Origin of the sequence: Cellulosimicrobium sp. NPDC055967 (genome assembly GCF_042269845.1) — a bacterium.
Classification (GTDB): Bacteria; Actinomycetota; Actinomycetes; order Actinomycetales; family Cellulomonadaceae; genus Cellulosimicrobium.
The window spans coordinates 1-24,959 of the sequence record NZ_JBHJYJ010000012.1; the positions used below are offsets into that span (position 1 = coordinate 1).

General features: G+C 71.4%; 23 protein-coding genes and 2 pseudogenes. 15 read left to right on the forward strand and 10 right to left on the reverse strand.

Going from position 1 to position 24,959, the window contains the following annotated elements:
- Nucleotides 1-118 precede the first annotated feature (118 nt).
- The gene (locus ACFC2L_RS14890) at nucleotides 119-547 is read left to right on the forward strand and encodes a very short patch repair endonuclease (protein WP_375825063.1); all 429 of its coding nucleotides are present in this window, start codon (nucleotides 119-121) and stop codon (nucleotides 545-547) included.
- A gap of 268 nt (nucleotides 548-815) precedes the next feature.
- Here ACFC2L_RS14890 and ACFC2L_RS14895 read toward each other — a convergent pair.
- Nucleotides 816-2,065, reverse strand: a protein-coding gene (locus ACFC2L_RS14895) for an IS3 family transposase (RefSeq protein WP_375825064.1) whose coding sequence is annotated in 2 segments (ribosomal slippage) — nucleotides 816-1,783 and nucleotides 1,783-2,065 — 1,251 coding nt in all. Because the reading frame shifts where the segments join, the coding sequence is not laid out codon by codon here.
- A 73-nt stretch (nucleotides 2,066-2,138) separates the two neighbouring features.
- Nucleotides 2,139-3,286 (reverse strand): annotated as a pseudogene (locus ACFC2L_RS14900) (IS3 family transposase).
- A gap of 138 nt (nucleotides 3,287-3,424) precedes the next feature.
- Between ACFC2L_RS14900 and ACFC2L_RS14905 the strand changes: the two are divergent.
- The 3 genes from ACFC2L_RS14905 to ACFC2L_RS14915 are packed head-to-tail and all read left to right on the forward strand — an operon-like array spanning nucleotide 3,425 to nucleotide 4,365.
- On the forward strand, nucleotides 3,425-3,673 hold the full coding sequence (locus tag ACFC2L_RS14905) for an IS3 family transposase (protein WP_375825065.1): 249 nt from the start codon (nucleotides 3,425-3,427) through the stop codon (nucleotides 3,671-3,673).
- Nucleotides 3,674-3,688: 15 nt separating this feature from the next.
- Nucleotides 3,689-4,105, forward strand: coding sequence for a DDE-type integrase/transposase/recombinase (locus tag ACFC2L_RS14910; RefSeq protein ID WP_375825066.1), 417 nt, complete (start codon nucleotides 3,689-3,691; stop codon nucleotides 4,103-4,105).
- Nucleotides 3,991-4,365: a hypothetical protein gene (locus tag ACFC2L_RS14915; RefSeq protein WP_375825161.1), complete on the forward strand. Its 375-nt coding sequence runs from the start codon at nucleotides 3,991-3,993 to the stop codon at nucleotides 4,363-4,365. The genes ACFC2L_RS14910 and ACFC2L_RS14915 overlap by 115 nt, the downstream gene beginning before the upstream one ends.
- A gap of 75 nt (nucleotides 4,366-4,440) precedes the next feature.
- Here the strand turns inward: ACFC2L_RS14915 and ACFC2L_RS14920 are convergent, their stop codons facing one another.
- The 5 genes and pseudogenes from ACFC2L_RS14920 to ACFC2L_RS14940 all read right to left on the reverse strand — a co-directional run bounded on the left by ACFC2L_RS14920 (nucleotide 4,441) and on the right by ACFC2L_RS14940 (nucleotide 9,196).
- Nucleotides 4,441-4,743 carry a hypothetical protein gene (locus ACFC2L_RS14920; RefSeq protein ID WP_375825067.1) on the reverse strand — a complete coding sequence of 101 codons (303 nt, stop codon included), beginning with the start codon at nucleotides 4,741-4,743 and terminating at the stop codon, nucleotides 4,441-4,443.
- The gene (locus ACFC2L_RS14925; protein ID WP_375825068.1) at nucleotides 4,740-6,968 is read right to left on the reverse strand and encodes a CHAT domain-containing protein; all 2,229 of its coding nucleotides are present in this window, start codon (nucleotides 6,966-6,968) and stop codon (nucleotides 4,740-4,742) included. Before ACFC2L_RS14925 ends, ACFC2L_RS14920 begins: the two co-directional genes overlap by 4 nt.
- Complete coding sequence (locus ACFC2L_RS14930; RefSeq protein WP_375825069.1) at nucleotides 6,965-7,771, reverse strand: hypothetical protein; 807 nt, start codon at nucleotides 7,769-7,771, stop codon at nucleotides 6,965-6,967. Before ACFC2L_RS14930 ends, ACFC2L_RS14925 begins: the two co-directional genes overlap by 4 nt.
- 179 nt (nucleotides 7,772-7,950) lie before the next feature.
- Nucleotides 7,951-8,513, reverse strand: a pseudogene (locus ACFC2L_RS14935) (transposase); the annotation flags it as partial.
- Between the two features lie 311 nt (nucleotides 8,514-8,824).
- Nucleotides 8,825-9,196 carry a hypothetical protein gene (locus ACFC2L_RS14940; protein ID WP_375825070.1) on the reverse strand — a complete coding sequence of 124 codons (372 nt, stop codon included), beginning with the start codon at nucleotides 9,194-9,196 and terminating at the stop codon, nucleotides 8,825-8,827.
- A gap of 132 nt (nucleotides 9,197-9,328) precedes the next feature.
- Between ACFC2L_RS14940 and ACFC2L_RS14945 the strand changes: the two genes are divergently transcribed.
- Nucleotides 9,329-10,186, forward strand: a complete 858-nt coding sequence (locus tag ACFC2L_RS14945) for a formylglycine-generating enzyme family protein (protein ID WP_375825159.1) — start codon at nucleotides 9,329-9,331, stop codon at nucleotides 10,184-10,186.
- 61 nt (nucleotides 10,187-10,247) lie between these two features.
- On the opposite strand, the gene ACFC2L_RS14950 is transcribed toward ACFC2L_RS14945, so the two are convergent.
- Nucleotides 10,248-10,748: a DUF4190 domain-containing protein gene (locus tag ACFC2L_RS14950; protein WP_375825071.1), complete on the reverse strand. Its 501-nt coding sequence runs from the start codon at nucleotides 10,746-10,748 to the stop codon at nucleotides 10,248-10,250.
- Nucleotides 10,749-10,938: 190 nt separating this feature from the next.
- On the opposite strand from ACFC2L_RS14950, the gene ACFC2L_RS14955 reads away from it, so the two are divergent.
- Both ACFC2L_RS14955 and ACFC2L_RS14960 read left to right on the forward strand, forming a co-directional pair.
- Complete coding sequence (locus ACFC2L_RS14955; protein ID WP_375825072.1) at nucleotides 10,939-12,567, forward strand: hypothetical protein; 1,629 nt, start codon at nucleotides 10,939-10,941, stop codon at nucleotides 12,565-12,567.
- Between the two features lie 109 nt (nucleotides 12,568-12,676).
- Complete coding sequence (locus ACFC2L_RS14960; protein WP_375825073.1) at nucleotides 12,677-14,203, forward strand: family 20 glycosylhydrolase; 1,527 nt, start codon at nucleotides 12,677-12,679, stop codon at nucleotides 14,201-14,203.
- Nucleotides 14,204-14,207: 4 nt separating this feature from the next.
- Here the strand turns inward: ACFC2L_RS14960 and ACFC2L_RS14965 are convergent, their stop codons facing one another.
- The gene (locus ACFC2L_RS14965) at nucleotides 14,208-16,019 is read right to left on the reverse strand and encodes a phospholipid carrier-dependent glycosyltransferase (protein ID WP_375825074.1); all 1,812 of its coding nucleotides are present in this window, start codon (nucleotides 16,017-16,019) and stop codon (nucleotides 14,208-14,210) included.
- A 34-nt stretch (nucleotides 16,020-16,053) separates the two neighbouring features.
- Here ACFC2L_RS14965 and rsmI point away from each other — a divergent pair, with 34 nt between their 5' ends.
- Nucleotides 16,054-16,944, forward strand: a complete 891-nt coding sequence (rsmI, locus tag ACFC2L_RS14970) for a 16S rRNA (cytidine(1402)-2'-O)-methyltransferase (RefSeq protein ID WP_375825076.1) — start codon at nucleotides 16,054-16,056, stop codon at nucleotides 16,942-16,944.
- 25 nt (nucleotides 16,945-16,969) lie between these two features.
- Here rsmI and ACFC2L_RS14975 read toward each other — a convergent pair whose 3' ends face one another.
- Nucleotides 16,970-17,569, reverse strand: a complete 600-nt coding sequence (locus ACFC2L_RS14975; protein WP_375825077.1) for an isochorismatase family protein — start codon at nucleotides 17,567-17,569, stop codon at nucleotides 16,970-16,972.
- A gap of 113 nt (nucleotides 17,570-17,682) precedes the next feature.
- Between ACFC2L_RS14975 and ACFC2L_RS14980 the strand changes: the two genes are divergently transcribed.
- From ACFC2L_RS14980 to ACFC2L_RS15010, 7 genes are all read left to right on the forward strand, one after another.
- Nucleotides 17,683-18,066: a lactococcin 972 family bacteriocin gene (locus ACFC2L_RS14980; RefSeq protein ID WP_375825078.1), complete on the forward strand. Its 384-nt coding sequence runs from the start codon at nucleotides 17,683-17,685 to the stop codon at nucleotides 18,064-18,066.
- Nucleotides 18,067-18,161: 95 nt separating this feature from the next.
- Nucleotides 18,162-20,219 (forward strand): hypothetical protein, encoded by a 2,058-nt coding sequence (locus ACFC2L_RS14985; protein WP_375825079.1) that lies wholly within the window; start codon nucleotides 18,162-18,164, stop codon nucleotides 20,217-20,219.
- A 2-nt stretch (nucleotides 20,220-20,221) separates the two neighbouring features.
- A complete protein-coding gene (locus ACFC2L_RS14990; RefSeq protein WP_375825080.1) occupies nucleotides 20,222-20,899 on the forward strand; it encodes an ATP-binding cassette domain-containing protein in 678 nt (225 codons plus the stop codon).
- Between the two features lie 68 nt (nucleotides 20,900-20,967).
- Complete coding sequence (locus ACFC2L_RS14995) at nucleotides 20,968-21,594, forward strand: ScbR family autoregulator-binding transcription factor (protein WP_375825081.1); 627 nt, start codon at nucleotides 20,968-20,970, stop codon at nucleotides 21,592-21,594.
- A 78-nt stretch (nucleotides 21,595-21,672) separates the two neighbouring features.
- A complete protein-coding gene (locus tag ACFC2L_RS15000) occupies nucleotides 21,673-22,137 on the forward strand; it encodes a MarR family winged helix-turn-helix transcriptional regulator (RefSeq protein ID WP_375825082.1) in 465 nt (154 codons plus the stop codon).
- Nucleotides 22,138-22,277: 140 nt separating this feature from the next.
- Nucleotides 22,278-23,459, forward strand: a complete 1,182-nt coding sequence (locus ACFC2L_RS15005; protein ID WP_375825083.1) for an aminotransferase class I/II-fold pyridoxal phosphate-dependent enzyme — start codon at nucleotides 22,278-22,280, stop codon at nucleotides 23,457-23,459.
- 53 nt (nucleotides 23,460-23,512) lie between these two features.
- Nucleotides 23,513-24,760, forward strand: a complete 1,248-nt coding sequence (locus tag ACFC2L_RS15010) for a PQQ-dependent sugar dehydrogenase (RefSeq protein ID WP_375825084.1) — start codon at nucleotides 23,513-23,515, stop codon at nucleotides 24,758-24,760.
- The last annotated feature ends 199 nt before the right edge of the window (nucleotides 24,761-24,959 follow it).

Consider the following 24,959-nt stretch of genomic DNA (forward strand, 5'->3'; position numbering starts at 1 on the left):
CGAGCACACCACGACCGAGGCAGACCACACCACCATCACGAGCCACCTCCTGGACTGGATCAGCCACCGCTGACCACTTCCGAAACAGGCCCTAGTACGGGCCTCGTATCGTCGTGGCATGGGCGAGCAGTGGAAGAGCACCAGTTCCAGCGCAGTCCTGTCTGGGCGGCGCAACCGCGACACGGCACCCGAGGTCGCCCTGCGGCGGGCACTTCACGCCCGAGGGGTGCGCTTCCGCCTGCAACGCAGGCTCGCACCTTCCTGCACACCTGACATCGTCCTACCCTCTCGCCACGTCGCGGTGTGGGTGGACGGGTGCTACTGGGACTCGTGCCCACAGCACGGGCGACGCTCACCGTTCACAGGGCCCAACGCCGCCCTCTGGGAAGCGAAGATGACTCGGACCAGGGCGCGAGACGCCGCCGCGACCGAAACCGCTCAGAGCCTCGGGTGGACTGTCGTGCGCGTCTGGGAGCACGAGGTGACATCGGACCGCGGGGCGGCAGCACAGACAGTGCTGGACGCCTGTGACCGGCGCTCGACATAAGGGCTTTAGGGAACCCGGACGCACTAGGTGTGATGTCCGGGCAGGCTGTTGAGTCTGCTGATGGGCGAGCCGCCGATCGCGGAGATACCTGTGCGCGATCAAGGACGCCTGGTCCGGGCGGATTGCGGGCTACTCGATGGACTCACGCATGAAGTCCTCGCTCGCCGTCACCGCGCTCAACAACGCCACCGTCCTACGGGAAGTCACCCCCCGCGACCGCAGAGCAGACTGAGTCACCCCGGCGTGTCCGGGGACTGGGTTTCGTGCGTCAAGCCGAGTCGGCTTGGCGTTGGTGGTGACTGTAGTAGGCCGCTTCGGCTTCGACCGGGGTGAGGTCGTCGATGGATCCGTGGGTGCGCTCGGTGTTGAACCAGTGGACCCAGTCCAAGGTGGCGGCCTCGACGTCGTCGAGGCCCTTCCGGGGGCCTTCGGGGCGGATGAGCTCGGTCTTGTAGAGCCCGATCTGGGACTCGGCCAGGGCGTTGTCGTACGCGTCCCCGACGGACCCGACCGATGCGTCGATGCCGTGGTCGATGAGGCGGTCGGTGAACGCGATCGAGGTGTACTGGCTGCCGGCGTCGGTGTGGTGGACCAGCCCGGACAGGTCCACCACTCCCTCGGTGCGCCGGGTCCACAGCGCCATCTCCAGGCAGTCCAGCACCAGGCTGGTCCGCATCGATGTCGCTGCCCGCCAGCCCAGGATCCGGCGGGAGTGGACGTCGAAGACGAACGCGACGTAGACCATGCCCGACCAGGTCGGGACGTAAGTGAAGTCCGCGACCCACAACGTGTTGGGCGCGATCGCGGCGAAGTGCCGGTCGACCAGATCGGCGGCACGGACCGCCGCCGGCCCCGGTGGCCCCACACGTCGCGCCTTGCCCCGCACCACCCCGGTGATGCCGAGCTCGCCCATGAGGCGCTCCACGGTGCACCGGGCGATGTCGTGCCCGTCCCTGCGCAGTCGCAGCCACAGCTTCCTGGCACCCAGGACCCGTCGCTTGGACCACTCCTCGAACACGACCTTGCGCAGCTGCTCGTCACGCACCGCCCGGCGCGAGGGGGCACGGCCTCGAGCCTCGTAGTACGTGGACGGGGCGATCGGGACGCCCTGCTCGCGCAGGACAGCGACGATCGGCTCGACTCCCCAACGCAGACCACCCACGGAGCGATCCTTGTGCGCCTCGATGAACGCCACTACCTGGTCTGTGGCCGGTCGAGCTCGGCCGCGAAGAAAGCCGACGCCGCTTTCAAGATCTCGTTCGCCCGACGCAGCTCGGCGTTCTCGCGCCGCAACCGCTTGATCTCCGCCGACTCCTCGGACGTGATCCCGGGGCGTTGACCGGCATCGACCTGCCCGCGGCGCACCCACTGCCGCAACGTCTCGGCCGAACCGATCCCGAGCTTGCGCGCGACCTCGCGGATCGCCTCGTACTCCGTGCCGTAGTTCGGTCGCACCTCAGCGACCATCCGCACCGCACGCTCCCGCAACTCCGGCGGGTACTTCGAGGGACGTGCCATGACCATTGTCTCGCCCCGGGTCTGATGGAGGCTCTGGTGTGCCCCGGCTTCTGTGGAGTCGGGTTTTTGGAATCTAGGCCACGGTGATCGTTGCTGCGTTCTCGAACTCTACGGGTGTCAGCCAGCCGAGCGCGGAGTGCCGGCGCTGGCGGTTGTGGAAGATCTCGAGGTACTCGAAGATCGCGTTCGCCAACTCCAGGCGGGTGCGCCATCGACGCCGGTCAAGGAGCTCGACCTGCATGCGCGACCAGAAGCTCTCGATGACGGCGTTGTCGTAGCAATCGCCGATCGATCCCATCGACGGCACCAGGCCGGAGTCCTTGGCCCGGGTGGTGAAGGCCCAGGACCCGAACTGGACGCCGTGGTCCGAGTGGATGATCGTCCCGGCCGGTGGCCGGCGGTTCTCGATGGCCATGCCCAGTGCGTTGGTGACCAAGGCGGCGGTGGGCGAGGAGTCGATCGACCACCCGACGACTCGCCGGGAGCAGACGTCGAGCACCACGGTGCAGTACACCTTGCCCTCCCGGGTGGGGTGCTCGGTGATGTCGGTGACCCACAGCTCGTTCACGCCATCACGGGCGAACTGCCGGTCTACCAGGTCGGTGGAGATCAGGTCGGGGCGGGCCCGACGCCACTTCGGTCGCCCGCCGACGCCCTTGAGCCCGGCGCGGGCCATGAGCATCTCAACGGTCCCGTGCCAGACCTGGATGCCGTGGCCCTTGGCGAGCTCGGCGTGCACCCGCCGGGCGCCGTAGATGCCCCGGGAGGCGGTGTGGATGGTGCGGATGGTCTCGGTGAGCAGGGTATGCCGCACATGACGGGCTGAGGGTGCCCGCACTAGCGAGGCGTAGTAACCGGACTCCGAGCAACCGAGGGCCCGCACTGCGGGCTGAACTGGCAGCCCTTCGCCGGCCATCACCGCGATCGCTTCGAACCGCCTTTTGGGGGCACCACCCTCCCCAGCAGCTCGCTCGCGCGCCGGTGGATCGCCAGCTCGGTCTCGAGCTCGACGATCCGCTTCCTCGCCGCGGCCAGCTCGGCCTTCTCCACACTGCTCGGGCCCGGCTCGAGGCCCTTGTCGATGCGGTCCTGGCGCCGCCAGGCGTAGATCGTCTGGTCGCTGATCTCCAGATCACGCGCCACGTCCGCGACCTTGCGGCCCGATTCGAGCAGGTCCAACACCTTGCGCCGGAACTCCGACGGATACCCACGACGTCCCACGAGGCCCCTCCTACAGGGTCAGGTGGCACAAGAATCCAGTAATCCGACTCCACGGAACGCGGGACACACCAGCCTCCACTGAACCCGGGGCGAGACAACGCGCTTCGGCATACTTCGCCAGGAGAACGTGCTCCCAAAATGAGTGCCCGGTTCGTTCGCGAGCTCGCCGGCGACGGGGTGCCCGTCGCGGTGACGTGCCGGGTGGTGGGCATCTCTCGCTCAGGCTTCTACGAAGCCGACCAGCGCGCGCCTTCGGCGCGGGCGGTCTGCGACGAGGCGTTGGCCTCGACGATCACCCGGATCCACCAGGCGTCGCGGGCGACCTACGGTGCCCCGCAGGTGCATGCCGAGCTCCGGTTGGGGCTGGGGATCCGGTGCGGGCGCTAACGCGTAGCACGCCTGATGCGCGACGCGGGCCTTGTCGGGGTGTGTCACCGGCGCAAACGCCGAGGCCACCGTCCGGCACCGGCGCCGCACGAGGACCTGGTGCGGCGCGACTTCACCGCCAGCGGCCCGGACCGGCTGTGGTGCACCGACATCACCGAGCACCCCACCAGCGAAGGGCGCGTGTACTGCTGCGCGGTCCTGGACGTGTTCACCCGCCAGGTCGTGGGCTGGTCGATCGCCGACCACATGCGCTCCGATCTCGTCGTCGACGCGCTCGAGATGGCCCGCTGGAGACGCCGCCCGCGCCGGGGACCATCGTGCATGCCGATAGAGGCAGTCAGTACACCTCGTGGATCTTCGGTCACCGTCTGCGCGAGGCCGGGCTGCTCGGATCGATGGGCCGGGTGGCCTCGTCCGTGGACAACTCGATGATCGAGTCGTTCTGGGCGACCATGCAGCGCGAGCTCCTGGACCGCCAGCACTGGCCAACCAAGGCCGAACTCGCGTCCGCGATCTTCGAGTGGATCGAAGGCTTCTACAACCCGTGCGCCGACACTCCGGACTCGGCTACCGCAGCCCCACCGAAACCCTTCACACCGCCGCCGGCCTCGCGGCATGATCAACCAACAGAACCTGTCCGGGAAACCGGGTCAGGCTCCGAACGCCTCATTGCCCGCCAGCTCCCGGAGTGACGTTCAGCAGCCATCCCCGCGCTCGACCAACCATCCTGCACCTGCTGGCGGGTGTGTCACCTCACAACGCGCGGGCTATGAGGGTGCCGCGCCGTCCTCTCCAGTTCCGTCTGCATCCGCATCGTCGCTCAAGGAAACATCCCCGGAGTCGATCGCGAACTTTGAGCGCCAACGGTCCACGGCGGCCCGCACGACCGTGACGGTCGCCTCCACGGCAAGGCCGACTGCGAAGGCTGTCGCAATACTTGCCAGATCGCGATCTGCGTCGGGAACGGCGGGTTCAGCCGGTCGAACCCCCACGCCCTCGGCCAGCAACTCAGCCACGAGTGTCTGCGCGTGTGTAGCCGCCTTGCCTGTCAGCCTGACCTCTACGCTCACGAACTCATCCTCTCGGTACCCAGGTTGCCAGCATATTTGCATCCGCGCCCCAACGTTGCGTACGAGGCCCAGCTGCTGAGCGGCCGTCCCTGCTCTGCGTCCAGTAGAACACGGATCGCGTGTAGCGCCGCCTGCGCTGATGTCCTTCCTCTCGCAACAGCGGGCAGATACTCGGCAAGAAACTCGCTGGCTCGACTGTCGTTGATCGGACCAAGTGTGCCGAGCACACTGTGGGCACCTCCGACGAGGAACTGAAGCGCTTGCTCCGAAGTGTCGCTCCCGTGGACGTCAGTGACCGCACCAGTCCAGCAAGCATTGAGCACGACGACGGCACCCTGTCTGAGCCCTTTGAGATCAACTGCCTGACAAGTTTCACCGGTGGCGAGGCGCAGACGCTGACCGCGTTGAAGGACCTCTCCATGGCCCGCGAACAACAGGACGCCCACGCCCTGCTCACCGGCGACCTTCGAAAACTCCTCAAGGTTGGTGAATAGGTCCAGGCGACTGCCTGCCGCACCCGAGACCCGCACTGCCACCCTGAGGTCATTGAGGGCGGCCGCGAGAGACAGGTCAAAGTGACCGGCCCACTTCGAGCCGCGCGGGACTTGTTGATTGATGGTCGGACCCGGCGTGAGCACGACGGGCGCGGTTGCCCCCAGCGGTTGGCCGCCAATGGCGATGGCCGTGAACGGGAACTCCCACATCGCGCCGACCGGCACAACAGCGATGCCCTCTGCTCGCGTTCCAATCGCCCTCGCAAGCGCATCCACAGGGAAAAGCCGGTCAGAAAGCGCGGTCATGGCCTGAACATCCCACGGTCGAGTCCAGGCCTTGCCAGCCTTCTGGTCAACACTGCCCGGAGGTGGTGTCAGCAGGACTTGCAGCAGTTCGAATGCCTCAGCGTCCTCGCCAGAATCCAGTGACCACGTACGTACATCCGCAGCGAGGCCGGCGCCGACTAGAACTGAAAGTCCATACAGCCGTTTGGCTGTGCCCATCGACAGCATTGTCAGAAGAATCGGATGAGGCGAATCGATTACGGCCTCGACGTCTGCGGCTCCGACAGGTCGCCAGAAGGCCGCTGACTCGACAGCCGCTCGGGCAGTCTTGTCGAGCTCATCGGCCCAGATTCGGGCGCGGGCATCAGGACGTTTCGTACCGTTGCGTAGGCGTGCGGCAGTCGAGGAATTGCCGACAATGAGTAGTGCCTTGACGACCCGCGCCGCGTCTAGGTGTTCGAACGGTAGACGGGTCATGTAGGAGAGGAGGTGCTCAATGTCTTCCGCGACACTGGCGTCGACAGACCTCGCCAGTTGGTATACGCCGAGACCACGCGCGGCGTCGAGGAGATCGAACGCACCGAAAATCATTGAAGCCGCTTCGTCCCAGCGTTCGGAGATGAGGTGACAGTCAGCCAGTCGTGCACGCACCCGTACTTGGTCATGCAGCGTCGTAACGGTCTGCTCCTCCAAGTTCGCGAGGGCATTGAATGCCTCGCGGTAATTGGACTCCGCCGCGTCGTAGGATCCTTGAGACCAGAGCATGCTCCCGTAGCGGACGAGAATCGCCGCGCGGTTTGAAGCGCTCTCACCCAACCTGTCAATGGACTGACGGTAGAGCGAGTCGGCGGTGCGCTTGAAGCCGAGTCCCGACATCGCGACGGCCATATTCCCCAGCGATTCTCCAGACCAGAGGCCGAAGTTCGATGCGAGGGAGTCGTTCGCGCGAAGCAGAGCATGCATGTCGTAGGCCCACGCTGCGGCCCGGATGTACCTGTGGTGCTCGAGTCCAACCCGGACTCGAAGTCGATCCATGAAAAGTCTGAGAAGGGAGTTCGACTCCGGCAGCCGAGGGCCCAGCGATTCGTACATGGTCAGGAAGCCGTGAGGCGAGTCCGAGTTCGAATCATTACGCGGTGCGTCACGCCACTGGCCGAGCCGCAGCGACAGTTCGGCCCGGTAGGCCCTCAGCGTCATGAGCTGGGCCGAGACCTCGAGAGTGATCTGACTGCCCTTGACTCTCACGCCATCGGCGAACGCATCGGGGGGCAGTCGAGCTGAACGCACGATGTCGAGCGCACCCACCAGGTCGCCTCTCGCTTCGGCATCGAATGCGCCTCCCAGAACGTCTACAAAGCGGTCGTACTCCTCGCCTCGGGGCGGGTTCTCGATGGGCCGCTCGATCCTGCCGCTCCCCGAGGTGGGAATCTCTTCCTGGTTAGTCATACGAGTCGCCCTAGTTCGACCTCAAGCTGAATAAATTGCGTGACCGTAGGATCGAGAAGTTCGGGACGACGACTCGTTCCGTGGGATTCGCGCGACCTGAAAAGCGCTTCCATATCACGCGCATGACCGAGATTGGAAAGATGGGATTCAAAAGCCGTTTGCCCTTGCCTGCCGCTCTCCTCTAGTATCTGTACCGCGCGATCAAGAGCGAGGCGGATCGGCGGTTCGTCATCCATTACCCGCCCCAGCGCCACTTTGTGTTCGATGCGCTCCTTACTCATTCGCAACTGGACGAACGGATCCCAGGGCTCTTGGATCGCGTACGCATGTGCCGCTCCGAGCAAGAGCGTTCCAATCCTGGCAAGCGCATCGCGAGTCTCCTCGTAGCCGTCACGTACCTGTTCCGACAAGCGAAGGTGAGCGTGAGCGTCGTCTGCTAGCAGCACCGAATGACCAACTTGCATTCCGCTCTCGGTTAGCACGTCGCGAGCCTGGCGAACCAGGTCGGCGCGCAGGTGGCTCGTCGAGGACTGGGAGAGATGCCACGCGATCGCACGTAAGGCACCGACTAATGCGGCACCTTGGAAGAGAGTCGCGGCGCGGTCCGCCAGTCGGCGAGAGAAGTTGTGGTCGGTATCGCAGTTCCACAACGTGGCTATCACGCCGAGAGGCTGCAAGACCGAGCCCACACGCATTTCTCGGGACGCTTCAGCAGCGACCAAGTGCAAGATGGCATCCGCCCTCTCGTCGGGGTCGCCGCCCAGACCTGTGACATCGACAAGAACACTGGCGAAACGGAGCATGTCAGAGTCCACATCGACGCGCGGGTCGTCGTCTAGGCTTCGAGCGGCTGGCTCAGCCCCGTAGTAGAACTGCCTGTAGTTCCAGTCCCCCTCTAGTGCCTCCAGGTGCGGATACCTCACGTCGGCCCTCGTGCTCCATGCGGCAGGTCTTGTCACTTCAAGAGTATCGATGAGTTGCAGATCCCGGCGTGATGCATGAGGGTGAATACCAGCCGGGCCGAAACGGTCACGTCCATCGCCATGGTCAATTCGGCGTGCACGCGCCGGTAGCCGTAGGTGCCGCGCGAGGCGACGTGGACCTCCCGGATCAGCCCGGTGAGCCACTGGCGGCGCAGCTGCGTCGGGGACGTGGCGCAGTTGCGGTACCGGTAGTAGCCCGGCTTGCTGACTCCCAGGACACGGCAGCAGGTCAGGACCGGGTGCCCGGCGGCGACGAGGGTGTCGATCACCGGGTGGATCCTTTTGGGTGCGGGGCCTCCTGCCCGAGCAGGTTCGACGCGACGCGCAGGATCTCGACCTCGCGTTCCAGCTCGCGGATCCGTGCCCGCGCTCGTCGCAGGTCGGCACTCTCGGTCCGCGGGACACCCTCGATCTCGCCACGGTCGATGCGGTCCTGACGCAGCCAGTTCTGCAAGCAGCTCGCGCTGATCGACAGGTCACCCGCGACCGCGCTGGCAGGCCTGCCGGCCCGCACGAGGGCGACCGCCCTGGCACGGAACTCGGGTGGATACGGCTTCGGCATGTTCGAACTTCCTCGCTGGAGAAGCTGAACCACCAGGCCCGATCTGGTAACCGAACCGTGGGGCAGGTCAAGGTGTCACCTATATGTGCAGCAGTCCCAAACGGTAAACTCGGAGGAACGCTGGCCGTGGTTGTAGGAGCCTCGTGACTTTCGCAAAAACAAGGTTCTCAGGTGTGGGCAGGGGTTCTCAAACACTCTACGGAGGTCCACCGGAGAGACCCTCGCCGAGACCAGGTTGACGACCTGCGGCGGCGAGGGCCTCGTCTTTTCTCCGCAGCTCGCGAGGCGCTTCGCGTGCTCCCCGCCGGTGGTTAGAAGTCCTCGCGACGGATGCCGAGGCGTGCGCGCTCGGCCGTGGCACGGTCGCGGTCCACCCACTCGATCTCGTACCGTCCGGTGCGCCGCGAGCCGCGACCGCCCTCCCACTCGAGGTACCCGTCGCGCATCTCGGCGACGTAGGTCCACGGCGGGTAGTCCTCGACGGCGCGCTCCTTGGCGCCGTCGTCCCAGACGACCACGAGCCACACCCAGGGATGCGGCGTGAAGGTGAACAGGCCGCGGAAGTGCCCGAGCGACGTCGCCACGTGACCCATCGTTACACCGTCGCGGCGCAGCAGGGCGAGCCCGTCCTCGAACGCGTCGAGGTCGGGCTCAGGTTCGGGCTCTCTCCGGCGGCTGCGCACGGGTCATCCTCTCCCGGCAGTGCGCGCAGGGGAAGCCATCGCCCTGGTCGCTGCGCCGCTCGGACGCGCCGCACCTATGCTGGCCGCGTGGTGCTCACCGAGCTCGTCACCGTCCCGGGTGGGACGTTCCGCATGGGTTCCGACCGGCATTACCCCGAGGAGGGGCCGGCGCACGACCGGGAGGTCGAGTCGTTCCTGCTGGAGCGGCACCCGGTGACGAACGCGCAGTTCGCGGCGTTCGTCGCGGACACGGGGTACGTCACGGTCGCGGAGCGCGCGCTCGACCCGGCCGACTTCCCGGGGGCCGACCCGGCGGACCTCGTGCCCGGGGGGCTCGTGTTCACCCCGACGACGGGTCCTGTCGACCTGAGCGAATGGCGCCAGTGGTGGCGGTGGCAGCCGGGGGCGTCGTGGCGTTCGCCGCAGGGGCCGGGCTCCGACGTCGACGACCGCCCGGATCACCCGGTGGTGCTCGTCGCGTTCGAGGACGCGTCGGCCTACGCGGCGTGGGCGGGGCGGCGGCTGCCGACGGAGGCCGAGTGGGAGCGCGCGGCCCGCGGCGGGCTGGAGGGCGCCGAGTTCGCGTGGGGCGACGAGCTCGCGCCGGGCGGGCGGCGGATGGCGAACACGTGGCGGGGCCGCTTCCCGTACCTCGACGAGGGGTGGGGCGGGACGTCGCCCGTCGGCTCCTACGCGCCGAACGCGTACGGGCTGGTGGACCTCGTCGGGAACACGTGGGAGTGGACGGTCGACACGTTCACGCCCCGCCACGTCGTCCCCGGCACGCGCGGGCCGGACGCCGGGATGCGCCCCAACCTCCTGGCCCCGACGACGTCGCCGCAGGTCATGCGGGTCACCAAGGGCGGGTCGCACCTGTGCGCGCCCGAGTACTGCCGCCGGTACCGGCCCGCGGCCCGGTCCCCGCAGTCGGACGACAGCGCGACGACCCATCTCGGGTTCCGCTGCGCCGCCGACGTCGACGCCGGCTGACGGACGACGAAGGCCCCCGCCGTCGGCGGGGGCCTTCGTCCTGTGCGGAGCGCGCGGGCGGTCAGCCGCAGGTGTACTCGATGCCGTTCTCGTAGTGCGTGCCCGGGCCGAGCTCGGCGCACTTCTCGGCCACCGTGGCGAGGCCGATGCCCAGCACGATGCCGACGATGATCGAGATCACCAGCACGACGGCACCGACGATGATGCCCGCGAGGGCGACGCCGTTCTTGTAGCCGGCCTTCTTCGACTTGTTGAAGGCGACGATGCTGAGGATCAGGCCCACGATCGAGAGGCAGCCGAGGAACGACAGCACGAGGCCGACGATGCCCATCGTCTTGCCGGGGTCCTGGGCAGGGGCGGCGTACCCGGGCGTGCCGGCCTGCGGGGCGCTGTACTGCGGCGCCTGCGGCGCGCCGTACTGGGGTGCCTGCGGGGCGCCGTACTGCGGGGCCTGCGGGGGCTGCTGCGGCTCGCCGGGCTGCGGCGCGCCGTACGCGGGCGGTCCGGAGGGCGGAGTCCCGCCGGACTGCGGGTTCTGGTCGGGCTGGTCGGGGGTCGACATGCGATCTCCTCGGCGATGGGTTCGGGCCCGGCCAGTATGCCGGTCCCGGTCACCCCGCGCCCCGAGCGTTCGCGGCGCGTCTCGAACGCGCGTCGCCGGACCGGCCCGCGTCCACCCGACGGGCCGACCGTCACGAGTCCCACACATCCGGGGGTCGGCGGTGCTCGCGGCGTGCGCGATGATGGGGGGCGTGAACTCTCGGAAGGTCCGATTCGTCCCTGTCGCCCTCCCCGTCGTCCTCAGTCTCGGTGCCGTCGCGGCGCTCGGTGGCTGCGCCGCGGAGAGCGCGAAGGCCGACGGACCGTCCGCGGTCGAGACCGGGCTCGTCGCGCGCGCCGCGGAGCCGAGCGACGGCGTGCTCGTGCTCGACTCGGTCGACCCGGCGGAGCTCGCGCTGACGAGCAGCCAGGCCTTCTTCACGTCCGCGCCCGTGGTCGTCCTCGCGGTCGCCGGCGACGAGGCCGCGCAGGCCACGGCGGCCGCCGCCGCGGTCGAGCTCGCGGCGCCCGTGCTCCTGGTCGGTGGGGCCATCTCCGACGGCGGCCTGCGCACGGAGCTCGCCCGGCTCGGCACCGTCGCCGTCGTCGAGGTCGGCGAGGAGGACGCGCCCCCGGGGCAGGACGACGCGGGCGAGACCCTCGAGCGCGCGACGCTGGGCGACGTCGAGGACGTCGAGCGCGTCCTGCTCGACGTGGGCGCGCTCGGTGCGGACGGGGCGCTCGACCCGCACGACCTCGACGACGTCCGTGCCGCGCTCCCCGAGCGCGGCGAGCCGGAGACGCTCACGGAGGTCCTCGCGCTCACGGAGCCGGGGAGCCTCGACGCGGCGGGCGGCCCGCAGTCCGCGGCGATCGCGACGGCGCGCGCGGCCGGGGCGGTGCCGCTCGAGGTGCCGCAGGGCGACCCGCGGTCCTCGGCGGAGGTCGTCGACGCGCTCGCGGCGGCGAAGGCGCTCGCCGTCGTGGGCATCGGGGCGAGCTTCGGGTCCGCGGAGGACCTCGCGTGGCGGCTGCGCACGGCCGAGGCCGGCGACCTGCTCCCGAGCGGGTCCCAGCTCGTGCTCGCCGACGGGGTGCGGTACGTGGCGGTCGAGGCGGACGCGGTGACGTCGGGCCTCGTGGCGGTGGGGGAGCGGGCGATGTCCGACGCCGTCGCGCGGGCGCAGGACGCGGCGGCCTCGTACGCCCAGGCGGCCCCGGACGACGTCGTGGTCCCGGTGCTCGAGGTCCCCGCGACCCGGGCGTCGTCGAGCGCGGGGACGGACCGGGACTACTCGACGGAGATCCCGGCCGAGGAGCTGCTGCCGCTCGTGGACGCCGCCGCGACGGCGGGCGTGCTGGTCGTCCTGCGGTTCGAGCCGGGGCGAGCGGCCTTCGACGAGCAGGTGGCGGAGTACGCGGACGTCCTCGCCCGCCCGACCGTGGGGGTCGCCCTCGACGTCGACGCCCGGCGCGCCGGCGGGGGCGTCCCGACCGGCACCGTCGAGGCGACCGAGCTGGGTGCGGCGATCGACGCCGTGGGGGAGGTCGTGCGCACGGAGGGGCTCCCGCAGAAGCTCGTCGTGCTGCAGCGCTCGGACGCGGACGCCATCCGCGACGCGGCCGGCCTCGACCTGGGGGCCGGCGAGACGGCGGTCGTGCTGCAGTCCACCTCCGGCGACGGCTACGGCGCGCGTGTCCGCGACTGGGGCGTGCTGCTCGACGGCCTGCCGCAGGGTCTGGTCGGCGGGTGGACCACCGGTTCCTCCGACCCGGCGCGCGACGTCGAGGGCGTGCTCTCGCTCGACCCGAGCCCGCGCTACGTCGCTCCCTCGCGCTGACCCGAGCCGCGTCTCGAGGCGGTTGGCCGCGCCGGGGGGCCCGGGTTAGGGTGTGGCGCTCGCAAAAGCCGAATCGATTCGATCCCAGCCCCAGACGACGAGGTACCCGATGGTCTCGATCATCCCCCAGCCCCTGCAGGTCGAGCCCGGCGCGGGCCACGTCCCCGTCGCCGCGCTGGAGGTCCACGCGCTCGGCCTCGGGCGGACCGCCCCGTGGCTCGGGGACCTGGCCGCCGCGCTCCTGAGCGGCCTCGACGGCGTCGGCGCGACACACGACGACCCGGCGTCCGACGGCACCGGGTCTCCCTCCTCGGCGGGCGCCGCGACGGACTCCGCGGCGGGCTTCGGAACCGCGCTCGTGCTCCGGATCGACGCGCAGGCGGGTCCCGCAGGCTCGACGAGCCCGGAGCGCTACAGCCTCGTCGTCGACGACGGCGGTGTGACCGCGGCCGCGGCCGAGCCGGCCGGCCTGTTCCACGCGCTGCAGACGCTGCGGCAGCTCGTCGAGGCGCCCGGCCCGGGCGACGAGCCCGCGCGGGTGCCGCACGTCGTCGTGCACGACGCGCCCCGCTACCCCTGGCGCGGCCTGTCCGTCGACGTCGCGCGGACGTTCTTCGACCTCGACGCGCTGCGCACCGTGATCGACGTCGCGGCCGCGTACAAGCTCAACGTGCTCCACCTGCACCTCACGGACGACCAGGGCTGGCGCATCGAGTCGCCGTCGCGGCCCGAGCTCGCCAAGCTCTCCTCCGGGACCGACACGTCCGGTGGGAAGGGCGGGCACCTGTCCCTCGCGGACTTCCGGGCGCTGCAGGACCACGCGGCGGAGCGCTTCGTGCGCGTCGTGCCGGAGATCGACGTCCCGGGCCACATCAACGCGGCGACGCACGTCTACGGGGACCTCATGCCCGACGGCGTCGCCACCGACGCGTACTCCGGCATCGAGGTCGGCTTCTCGCGCCTCACGTTCGACCTGCCCGCCACCGAGCCGTTCCTGCGCGACGTGTTCACGGACCTCGCCCACGCGACCGACGGCGAGCACGTGCACCTGGGCGGCGACGAGGTGCTGAAGATGGAGCCCGCGGAGTACGCGCGGTTCGTCGAGCTGTGCGAGCGCGTGATCCTCGAGGCCGGCAAGAAGCCGGTCGCCTGGCAGGAGGCGGCCAAGGCACCGCTGCGCCCGGGCACGATCGTGCAGTACTGGGACACGCACCCCATGGACCTCACGTACCTCGTCGACGCCGCGAAGGCCGGGGCGCGCATCCTCCTGTCGCCGGCGAACCGCGTCTACCTCGACATGCGGTACACGGCGGACTTCGACCCGGCCCTGGGCCAGGACTGGGCCGGCCTCGTCGAGGCGCGCGACTCCTACGGCTGGGAGCCCGAGGAGGTCGTGCCGGGTCTGCCGGCCGACACGATCGAGGGCGTCGAGGCGGCCGTCTGGACGGAGCGGATCCCGACGCTCGACGCGCTGTTCACCATGCTCCTGCCGCGCCTGAGCGCCGTCGCCGAGGTGGGCTGGACCGCACCGGACCGCAAGGACTGGGACGACTACCGCCGTCGCGTGGCGCGCGAGGCGCACGTCTGGCGGCGCGCAGGGATCGCGTTCCACGAGTCGGCGCAGGTCGACTGGTGACGCGTCAGATCCAGGTCGGCAGCCACATGTGCAGGCGCCAGAACCAGTAGGGCACCTGCCACGCCGTCCAGATGGGGTAGAAGAACACGCTGACGGCGCCGATCGTCGTGAGCAGGACCGTGAGCCCCACCCGCAGGCGCGCCCGCGCGACCGGGCGGTGCTCGGTGCGTTCGAGCGCGAGCGTCATCGCGTACACGAGCGTGAGCACGACCCACGGGGTGAACACGATCGAGTAGAACGTGAAGATCGTCCGCTCGGCGTAGAGGAACCACGGGGCCCACCCGGCGACGATCCCGCTGAGGACGGCGAGCGCCCGCCAGTCCTTGAGGCGGACGAGCGCCCAGAGCGCGACGAGGATCGCGAGCGCCGCCGTCCACCACAGCACGGGGTTGCCGAGCGACGTGATCGCGCGGGCGCACCGCTCGACCTCGCACCCGGCCTCGCCGGGGTCGTAGGAGCGCCAGTAGAACGACGTCGGCCGCCACTGGAGGATCCACCCGAGCGGGTGCGCCTCGTACGTGTGCTCGGACGTGAGCCCGTTGTGGAAGTCCCACATCTTGAGGTGGTACTCCCACAGGGACCGCAGCGCGGGCGGGAGCCACGCGACGCCCTCGCCGGGGTGGTCGAGCGCCCACTGGCGCATGTAGGCCCCGGGGGTGCGGAACCACGACGTCCACGCTCCGAGGTAGGCGAGCGCCGCCGTCGGGAGCATGACGAGCGCGGCGGGGATCGCGTCGCGCACGAGCGCGTCCTCCCACCAGCGCCCGACGCCCGCCGTGCGCCGCGCCGTCGCGTCCCACAGCACCGACACGACGGCGAAGACGGCGAGGAAGTACAGCCCGGACCACTTGACCCCGCACGCGAGGCCCAGCGCGACGGCCGCCGCGAAGCGCCACCACCGCCACCCGAGGCCCGGCCCGTAGCGTCCGATCGTCCCGCCGGCGTCGAGGATCGCGCCGCAGCGGTCGGCGAGCCGCCGCCGGGCCTGCTCGCGGTCGAGGAGCAGGCACCCGAACGCGACGAGCACCCAGATCATGAGCATGTTGTCGAGCAGGCCGGTGCGCGAGTGCACGATCGCCTCGCCGTCCACGGCCATGAGCGCGCCCGCGACGATCCCCATCGCGGTCGAGGCGAACAGCCGTCGTGCGATCCGCGCCACGAGCACGACGGCGACCACCCCGACGACCGCGGACGCGATCCGCCACGTCCACGGGTTCTCGGCGCCGCCGAAGAACCTCATGCCGAGGGCGATCATCCACTTGCCGAGCGGCGGGTGGACCACGTAGTCGGCCGTCGGGAGGAACGAGCTCACGTCCCCGGCCTCGAACGCCGGGTTGGGCTCCTCGGGCCAGTCGGCCTCGTACCCGACCTGGAGCAGCGTCCACGCCTGCTTGACGTAGTACGTCTCGTCGAACACGAGCGTTCCGGGCCGGCCGAGGTTCCACAGCCGCAGCACCGCGGCGACCGCGGCGACGATCGCGACCCCGAGCCACCCCCACAGGCGGTCGTGCGCGGTCGCCCCCAGCGCCAGACGGCGCGGCCCGAGCAGCGCGAGCAGGAGACGCTCGCGGTGCGTCAGGTCGGACGCGGCGTCGTGCTCGGGGCCCGCGGCCTCGTCGGCCCGCTCGCCCTGCGTCTCGCCCTGCGTCTCGCCCGGCGACTCGGCGGCCGGGTCGTCCGACGGGTCGGACGAACCGGCGTCGGGCGGCGGCCGGGTCCCGGCGTCGTCCGAGCGGACGTCGGGGACGTCGGAGGCGTCGGACGCGGGCCGGGGCCAGGGGTGCGCGTCGGCGGGCGGCTGGGACACGCTGGCCATCGTAGGGGCACCCGGGTGTGGAACCCTGGGAACCATGTCCTCCTCGACCGACGTGCCCGACGCCGACCGGCCCACGACCCCGCGGGAGGCCGGGCACCTGGTGCTGGGCGGCACCCCCATCGGCAACGCGGAGGACGCGAGCCCGCGGCTGCGGCGCCTGCTCGCGGAGGCCGACGTCGTCGCGGCGGAGGACACGCGCCGCCTCCACGCGCTCGCGGGCCGGCTGGGGGTGCAGGTCGGCGGACGCGTCCTCAGCTTCCACGAGCACAACGAGACCGACCGTGCGGACGACCTGCTCGACGTCGTCGACGGCGGCGGGACGGTGCTCGTCGTCTCGGACGCGGGGATGCCGAGCGTGTCGGACCCCGGCTTCCGCGTCGTCGCGCGCGCGGTGGAGCGCGGGGTCCCGGTGACGACGGCGCCCGGGCCGAGCGCGGTGCTCACGGCCCTCGCGCTCTCCGGGCTCCCGACGGACCGCTTCTGCTTCGAGGGGTTCCTGCCGCGCAAGGTGGGCGACCGGTCGCGCGCGCTCGCCGCGCTCGCCGACGAGCCGCGCACGCTCGTGTTCTTCGAGGCACCGCACCGCGTGGCCGAGACGATCGCCGCGATGGCCGAGGCGTTCGGTGCGGACCGCCCGGCGGCCGTCGCGCGCGAGCTCACCAAGACCTACGAGGAGGTGCTGCGCGGACCCCTCGCCGAGCTCGCGGAGCGCGCCGCCGAGGAGCAGCTCCGGGGGGAGATCTGCGTCGTGGTCGGCGGTGCGCCGCCGCGCGGGCCGGTCCCGCTCGCCGAGCTCGTCCCGGGCGTGCTGGCGCGCGTCGACGGCGGGGAGCGGCTCAAGGACGTCGTCGCGGACGTCGCCCGGGACGCCGGCGTGCCCAAGCGCGACCTCTACGCCGCGGCCCTGGAGGCTCGCCGCCGCTGACCGGCCGCCAGCGCCCCCGGCGCCGTCAGCGCCCGATGGCGGTGCTCGGCTCCAGCGCGACGCCGGCCGCCGCGAGCTCCTCGCGCGCCGCGGCGCCCAGCTCGGGCGTGACGGGCACCGTGAGGTCGGTGAGGACCCGGGTGACGAGCCCGAGCGCGTGGGCGTCGAGCGCCGTCGCGCGCACGCAGTGCGACTCGGCGATGCCGACGACGTCGACCGCCTCGATCCCCGCGTCGCGCAGGACGTCCGCGAGCGGCCGGCCGCCGACGTCGACCCCCTCGAAGCCGGAGTACGCGGCCTGGTACTCGCCCTTCTTGACCCCGGCGTCGGGCGCGAGGTCGGCCAGGGCGGGGTGGAGCTCGGCGTTCGGGGTGCCCGCGATCCCGTGCGGGGGCCAGGTGTCGACGAAGTCCGGTTCCGGGCTCCAGTGCTCGCCCGGGTCCACGTGCCAGTCCTGGGTCGTGACGACGAGGTCGTAGGCGTCGCGGTGCTCGCGTGCGTGGTCGGCGATGCGCTGCGCGACGGCGTTCCCGCCCTCGACCCCCAGCTCGCCGCCCTCGCAGAACGTGGGCTGGACGTCGACGACGATCAGCGCGCGGCGCGGCGCGGAGGTGCTCTCGCTCATACGCCCACTCTGCCACGGCAGGGATGGTCGGGAGGATTGACTGACCGGTCGACCGATCAGTAGGTTCTCCGCGGGGGGCAGCAGCCTCACCTCACGATGACGAGAGGAGAGACATGTCAGTCATGACGAGCGACGTCCAGCACGTCGCGCACGACGAGGTCGAGCACCGGGAGGCGCGTCGACCGAGGCAGGGCCGCGTCCGCAGGGCGTTCATCGGTGCGACCCTGAGCCTCGGGCTCGTCGCGGCCGGTGCGACCGCTGCGTACGCGACCCGGGTCTCGGCCGGTGGCGGGACCTGGGACTACGGCGTCACGAGCCTGACCGCGAGCTACAACTGGTCGGACTACTACCACTCCTCGCGCGTGCACGGATCGAGCGTGACGGGCGACTCGGGCCTCGCGCGCTCGCTGTGCCGTGGCGGCGGGAGCTGGGCGACCGCCCGCGCGTGGGACAGCAACCCGTTCCGCATCGACAAGGCGTACTGGCGCCACTGCTGAGCGCTGCGCCGAGCGAACCCGGTCCCGGTCGCGCACGCGGCGCGACCGGGACCGGACGGCTGCCCGAGCACGGCACGAGCTGAGGAGAGCATGGCGTGAAGAGTCGAGGGATCCGGCTCGCGTACGCGATCCTGGCGGTGTACGCGTCGCTCGCGGCGTTCCTGTTCCTGCGCGCGATGGACGACCTGGGGCCGCTCGGCGCCACCGACATCCTGGTCGTGAGCGGGGAGACGCCGACGTCGTCGAGCGCCCACGTGGTCGAGACGATCGAGCGGGTCGCCGCGCAGCACCGCGTGAACGTCGTGCGCTTCGTCGAGGACCTGCACGACCCGGCCCGGTCCCGGCACCTGTATCTCACGGTCGGCAACCCCGGCCTCGCCTCGGGCGTGTGGCTCGAGGACGGGTACCCGGCGTTCAGCCAGGACGTGCGGACAGCCGTGCACCCCCTGGCGGAGCGCGCGGACGTGGACCCGCGCGGGCACTACTTCACGTTCGGCGACCCCGCTGCGACGCCGATCCTCGCAGAGGCCCTGCGCGCGCAGGGGTACGTCGTCGAGTCCCGGACCTACTACGCGCCGCCGCAGATCCTCGGGTGGCTCGTGACGCAGCCGCTGGCGCTCAGCGCGCTCGTCGCCGCCCTGCTCGTGGTCGTGGTCGTGGCCGCGAGCGTGCTGACGAACGTCCGCGGCTACGCCGTCCAGCGGCTGCACGGCGTGCCGCCGGCCCTGATCCTCGGCCGCGACCTGCGCCGGTCGCTCCCGGCGCTGGCCGTCACGCTCGTCGCCGTCGCGCTCGTGGACGCCGGACTGCTCGCCCTGTACAACGGCGGGGCGCAGTGGCGGACGTTCGCTGCCGCGGCGGGAGTCCTGACCGCCGCCTTCGTGCTCCTCGCGCTCGTCACGCACGTGCTCGCGCTCGCGCTCGCGGCCGAGCGGCCCGTCCTCGAAGCGCTCAAGGGCAGGCTGCCGGCCCGGGCGACCGGCGTCGCGGTGTACCTCGTGCGGACGCCGGCCCTCCTCGTCACGATCGCCGCCGTCGTGGCGACGAGCGTCGCCGCCGTCCAGCTCGCCGGGCAGAGCGCGGCGAGCGGACGCTGGACAGCCGCGGGGGAGGGAGTCCACATCCTCTTCACGCCGAACCTCTCCCAGGAGGAGTTCGACGCGCTCGCCGTCCCCGCGGGCGAGTGGCTGCTGGCCGCCGAGGCCGACGGGGACGTCGTCCTCGCGGGTCAGGGCGAGGTCTCCTGGGGACGAGAGCTGCCGGGGCAGCACGACTCGCTCCTGGTCAACAACGCCTACCTCGCGCAGCAGGACGTCAGCGACGCCGACGGCGAACGGATCGTCGAGCTTCCCGAGGACGTGGTGACGGTCCTGGTCCCGAGCCGGTACGAGGACGCGACCGCGTCGATCGTCGACGACGTGCGGTACTGGCTCGACGGGTTCTCGCGGGGCGCCCAGGACGTCGAGGTCCGCACCCGTGTGCTCGCGCCGGACCAAGAGCTGTTCACCTACGGTGCCGCCGACCGACCGAACCAGTCCGTCCTGGTGCGCGACGGGGTCGCGGTCGTCGTGAACGGTGGGTCCGGGATCTTCGCGCCCGACGACTTCACCTCGCTCGGGACGAGGCAGGGGCTCGTCGTCACCGACGCCGCGACGGCGCGTGACGGGCTGGCGTCGGTCGGTGCGCAGGAGATCGCGATGGCGTACCAACCGGTCGCGCTCGCCGCGGCGCAGGAGCACGCGGCGCTCGTGAACGACACCCGCCTCCAGGTGTTCAACGCCGTCGCCGCGCTCGCGGTGCTGCTCGGCACCTCCGTCGCCGTCGCGCAGGTCTCGACGCGCAAGAACGCCCAGTCGATCTTCGTCCGGCACATCAGCGGGTGGGGCTTCGTCCGCACGCACCGCGGCCTGCTGGGGGCCGAGCTCGCGCTGGCGCTGGCCGTCGTGGCGTGGTCGGTGTGGACCACGGTGTCGGGGCTCACCGCGACCGTCCGCCCCGGGGCGGACCCGACGACCTCGCAGGTGCTCGTCGTCCTCGGCCACTGGCAGCCGGTGCTCCTCGCCGCCGTCGTCGCGGTGAGCCTGGCCGCGCTCGTGGGCGCGCTCGCGGTCCTCGGCCGCCGTCTCGTCCGTACCCGATCCTCGGAGGCCTGACCATGACCGGACCGACGACCCTCGTGGTCGACGAGCTCAGCAAGGCCTTCGGCCGCCGCACCCTGTGGGAGGGCCTCTCGTTCACCGTGGAGCCCGGGAGCATGGTGGCGCTCACGGGCCGCAGCGGGTCGGGCAAGTCGACGCTCCTCAACTGCATCGGTCTGCTCGAGCCCGTGACCGCGGGACGGATCGTCGTGGACGGCACCGACCTGACCAGGCTCGGGCGCCGTCGTACCCGGCAGTTCCGCCGGGACGCGCTGGGGTACCTCTTCCAGAACTACGCACTGGTCGACAACGCGTCCGTCGACGAGAACCTCGCCATCGCCGCCCGCGGACGCAGGGCGAGCCGGCGGACGACGTTCGAGGCGGCGCTCGGGCAGGTCGGGCTCGCGGGCCGCGGCGGGGAGCCGGTGTACCAGCTCAGCGGCGGGGAGCAGCAGCGGGTCGCGCTCGCACGGCTGGTCGTCAAGGACCCGTCTGTCGTGCTCGCCGACGAGCCCACCGGCGCCCTCGACCACGACAACGCCGAGATGGTCGTGTCGTCGCTCCGGTCGTTCGCCGAGGGCGGCGCGACCGTCGTCATCGCGACCCACTCCGAGCAGGTGGCCTCGGCGTGCGACCGTCGCATCGACCTCGACGGGATCCGCGCGGGCGGGTTGACGACCTCGATCGGTGCGTGACGCGCGCGGCCACGTCATCTCGTACGCTGACGCAGGGGGAGCGATCCAGGACGACGTGAAGAGGTGCCGTGCCCCCGACGACCCGCAGCGAGCAGAAGGCGGCGACCCGCCGGAGGATCCTCGAGGTCGCCGCGGCCCACTTCGCCGCGAAGGGCTACGCCGCGACGTCGTTGAACGACCTCTCCGCGGCGCTCGGCCTCACCAAGGGCACGATCTTCTTCCACTTCAGCTCCAAGGCGGAGCTCGCCCGCGCGATCTCCGAGGACGTCGCCGAGCAGTGGGTCCCGCTGCGCGCGGCGCACGAGGAACGAGGGACCCGAGGCCTGGCCGCGCTCGTCGACGCGTCGCGCCAGGTGGCGACCGTCTACCGGGAGAGCGCCGTGTTCCGCGCGGCCTCCCGGCTGCGGCTCGAGGCCGAGAACGTCGACGCGGACCTCCCCGTCCCGTTCGTCGGCTGGATCGACCTGGCGCGGACGTACCTCGCCCAGGCGGCCGCCGACGGCGAGCTCGTCGAGGGTGTCGACGTCGACGAGACGGCGTGGCACGTCGTCGCCTGGTTCGACGGGGTGCAGACGGTGTCGACCCACCTCTCGCACCTGGACGACCTCACGGCCCGGGTCGAGGGCATGTGGCGGATCCTCCTGCGCGCCGTCGCACGCGACCCGGAGGGTGTGCTCGGCGCGCGGGAGGACTGAGCGTCGCGTGACGTGGCGGCTGGGAGGTCACGGTGCGACAGTGGACGGACCCACCGACGACGAGCACGGAGGTCTCCCGTGAGCGACCAGGAGTCGACACCGTCCGCTCCGCCGGAGCGCCCGATCGGGTACTGGCTCAAGCTCGTCGACCGGCTCATCGACGAGAGCTTCGACGGCGTGTTCCAGCACTCCGGGCTCACGCGCCGGCACTGGCAGGTGCTCAACACCATCCGGGACGGCGTGAGCGAGGAGACGAGTGTCGACGGCGTCCTCTCGCCCTTCACGGGGGCGGCGCCCGGGCCCGGGCGCGGGGCGAGCGCCGTGACGGCGGAGATCGACGACCTCGTCCGCCGCGGCTGGGTCGCGCGCGACGGCGCGGGCAGCCTGTCGGTGACCGTCGCGGGCAACCACGCCTACCACGACCTGCTCGACGCGGTGTCGGTCTCGCGCGAGCGGGTCGCTGACGGCATCAGCCGCGCGGAGTACGCGCAGACGGTCGCGACGCTCGAGCGCATGGCGCGCAACCTCGGCTGGGACGGCTGAGCGCCGCTCCCCCGAGGAGCCGTGGCGCGCCGTCGTGACGAGAGGGGACGCGCGGCGTCCGGCAGCAGGCGTACCCTGCGAGACCCGCGACCCGTGCGCACCCCGCGCCCGGGCGTCCCGCACAGAGCTGGAGCACTGCGATGGAGTTCCGCCGGATCCCCGGTCTGCCGCCCTACGTCTTCACCATCATCGACGGGCTCAAGATCGAGGCACGCCGAGCGGGGCGCGACGTCGTGGACCTCGGCTTCGGCAACCCGGACCTGCCCAGCCCGCAGGTCGCCGTCGACAAGCTCGCCGAGGCCGCGCAGAACTCGCGCAACCACCGCTACTCCGCGTCGCGCGGCATCCCCAAGCTCCGCGAGGCCGTCGCGGGCCTGTACCAGCGCCGCTTCGGCGTGAGCCTCGACCCGGACACCGAGATCATCTCGACCATCGGCGCCAAGGAGGGCTTCAGCCACCTCATGTGGGTGCTGCTGCAGCCGGGAGACGTCGCGCTCGTCCCCACGCCGAGCTACCCCATCCACATCTGGGGTCCCTACTTCGCGGGCGCCGACGCGCGCCAGGTCCCCATCGGCGACGGGACCGACGCCGCGGGGTACATTGACCGCATCATCGAGGCGTGGGAGCTGGGCTGGCCCAAGCCGCGCGTCGTCGTCCTGTCGTTCCCGCACAACCCGACGACGACGGTCGCGACCAAGGAGGACCTCCAGCGCCTCGTCGACTGGGCGCGGGACAAGGACGTCGTGCTCGTGCACGACCTCGCCTACGCGGACATGACGTTCGACGGGTTCGAGCCGCCCTCGATCATGCAGTGCGAGGGCGCGCGCGAGGTCGCGGTCGAGCTGTACTCCATGACGAAGTCGTTCTCCATGGCGGGCTGGCGCGTCGCGTTCCTCGTGGGCCGCCGCGACGTCGTCGGGGCGCTCGCCAAGCTCAAGAGCTACCTCGACTACGGCACGTTCCAGCCGATCCAGATCGCCGCGACCGTGACGCTCAACGAGGCGACCGAGTTCCCGCAGGAGATCTCGTCGGTGTACGAGTCGCGTCGCGACGCCCTGCACGACGGCCTGCAGCGCATCGGCTGGGACATCCACAAGCCCGGCGGCACCATGTTCGCGTGGGCTCGCATCCCCGAGCCCTACCGCGACATGGGCTCGATCGAGTTCGCGACGCACCTCGTCGAGGAGTGCGACGTCGCGGTGTCCCCGGGCGTCGGGTTCGGCCCCGGCGGCGACGAGTTCGTGCGGTTCGCGCTCATCGAGAACGAGCACCGCATCGGCCAGGCGATCCGCGGCCTCAAGCGCGGCCTGACCCGCCTCTGACGGTCGGCGCCTCGCCTCGTGCGACGGCGACCGCGGCGCGCGACGATGGGCGCATGCCCACGAACCGGTCGACCGCGCGTCGGGCGAGGTCCGCGGTCGTGGTGGGGGCCGCCGTCGTGCTGCTGGCGGCGTGCACGCCCGACGACGGCCCGGAACCCGCACCGGGGCCGTCGGTCACGACGGCCACCGCCGAGCCGAGCGAACCCGCGGAGACGAGCGCGCCGGCACCCGAGCCCGGTCTCGCCGTCGTGCCCGAGGTGCGGGTGGACGTGACCGAGGTGGCGACCGGGCTCCCCGCGCCGTGGGGGCTCGCGGCGCTCGCGGACGGGACGCTGCTCGTCTCGCTGCGCGACGAGCGCGGCCTGGTCGTCGTGGACCCGGCGTCGGGCGCCGTCGAGCCGGTCACGGGACCGGGCGCGGACGACCTGCACGACGGCACGGTCGCGACGGGCGAGTCGGGTCTGCTCGGGGTGGCGGTCGGACCCGAGGGCGGCGCAGCACCGGGGGAGGTGTTCGTCTACCGGACCGCCGCCGGAGGCAACGAGGTCCTGCGGGGGACGCTCGCCGGTCGCGAGCTGTCGGCCCTCTCCCCGATCCTCCAGGGCATCCCCGCGGCCTCCACGCACGACGGCGGCCGGCTCGCGTTCGGGCCCGACGGCTACCTCTACGTGACGACGGGGGACGCGCAGCAGCGCGGCGCGGCGCAGGTCGCGGGTGCGCTCAACGGCAAGATCCTGCGCCTGACGGTGGACGGCGCGCCCGCGCCGGGGAACCCGGACCCGGCCTCGCCGGTGTGGAGCCTGGGGCACCGCAACGTCCAGGGGATCGCGTGGGACGTGACGGGCCGGATGCTGGCGTCGGAGTTCGGCCAGGACACGTTCGACGAGCTCAACGTCGTCGTGCCGGGCGGGAACTACGGCTGGCCGGAGGTCGAGGGGGTGGGCGGCGCGGAGTCGGGGTTCGTGGACCCGGTGGCGACGTGGTCGACGTCGGACGCCTCGCCGAGCGGGCTGGCCGCGACCCGCGAGGGCGCGTACCTGGCGGGGCTGCGGGGCCAGGCGCTGTGGCGCGTGCCCTTCGCGACGCCCGACGGCGGGACGTCGGCCGCCGCGTTCGGCCCGCCCCAGGCCGTGCTCACGGACCGGGGTCGGCTGCGCGCCGTCCTGGTGGACCCGGCGACGCCGCTCGGGGCCGACGGGAGCTCCGTGCTGTACGTGCTGACCAACAACACCGACGGGCGCGGGGACCCGCGCGACGGCGACGACCGGCTGCTGCGGGTCGCGGTGACGCCCGCGGGGTGAGGCCGCCGCGAGTCCGCGCGTTGTCGGGGGATCGCCGTCGCGAGATCGGCCCGAGCGTCCGAGATCGACCCTCGGGAGGTCGATCTCGACACGGACGGGTCGATCTCGGCGGATGTGCGGGCTGAGCAGGTGGTTTGGGTTGTGATAACGAATCGGTTACGGTCGAGTGTCTCGCGTTGCCGCTCGCCGGGGACAGGTG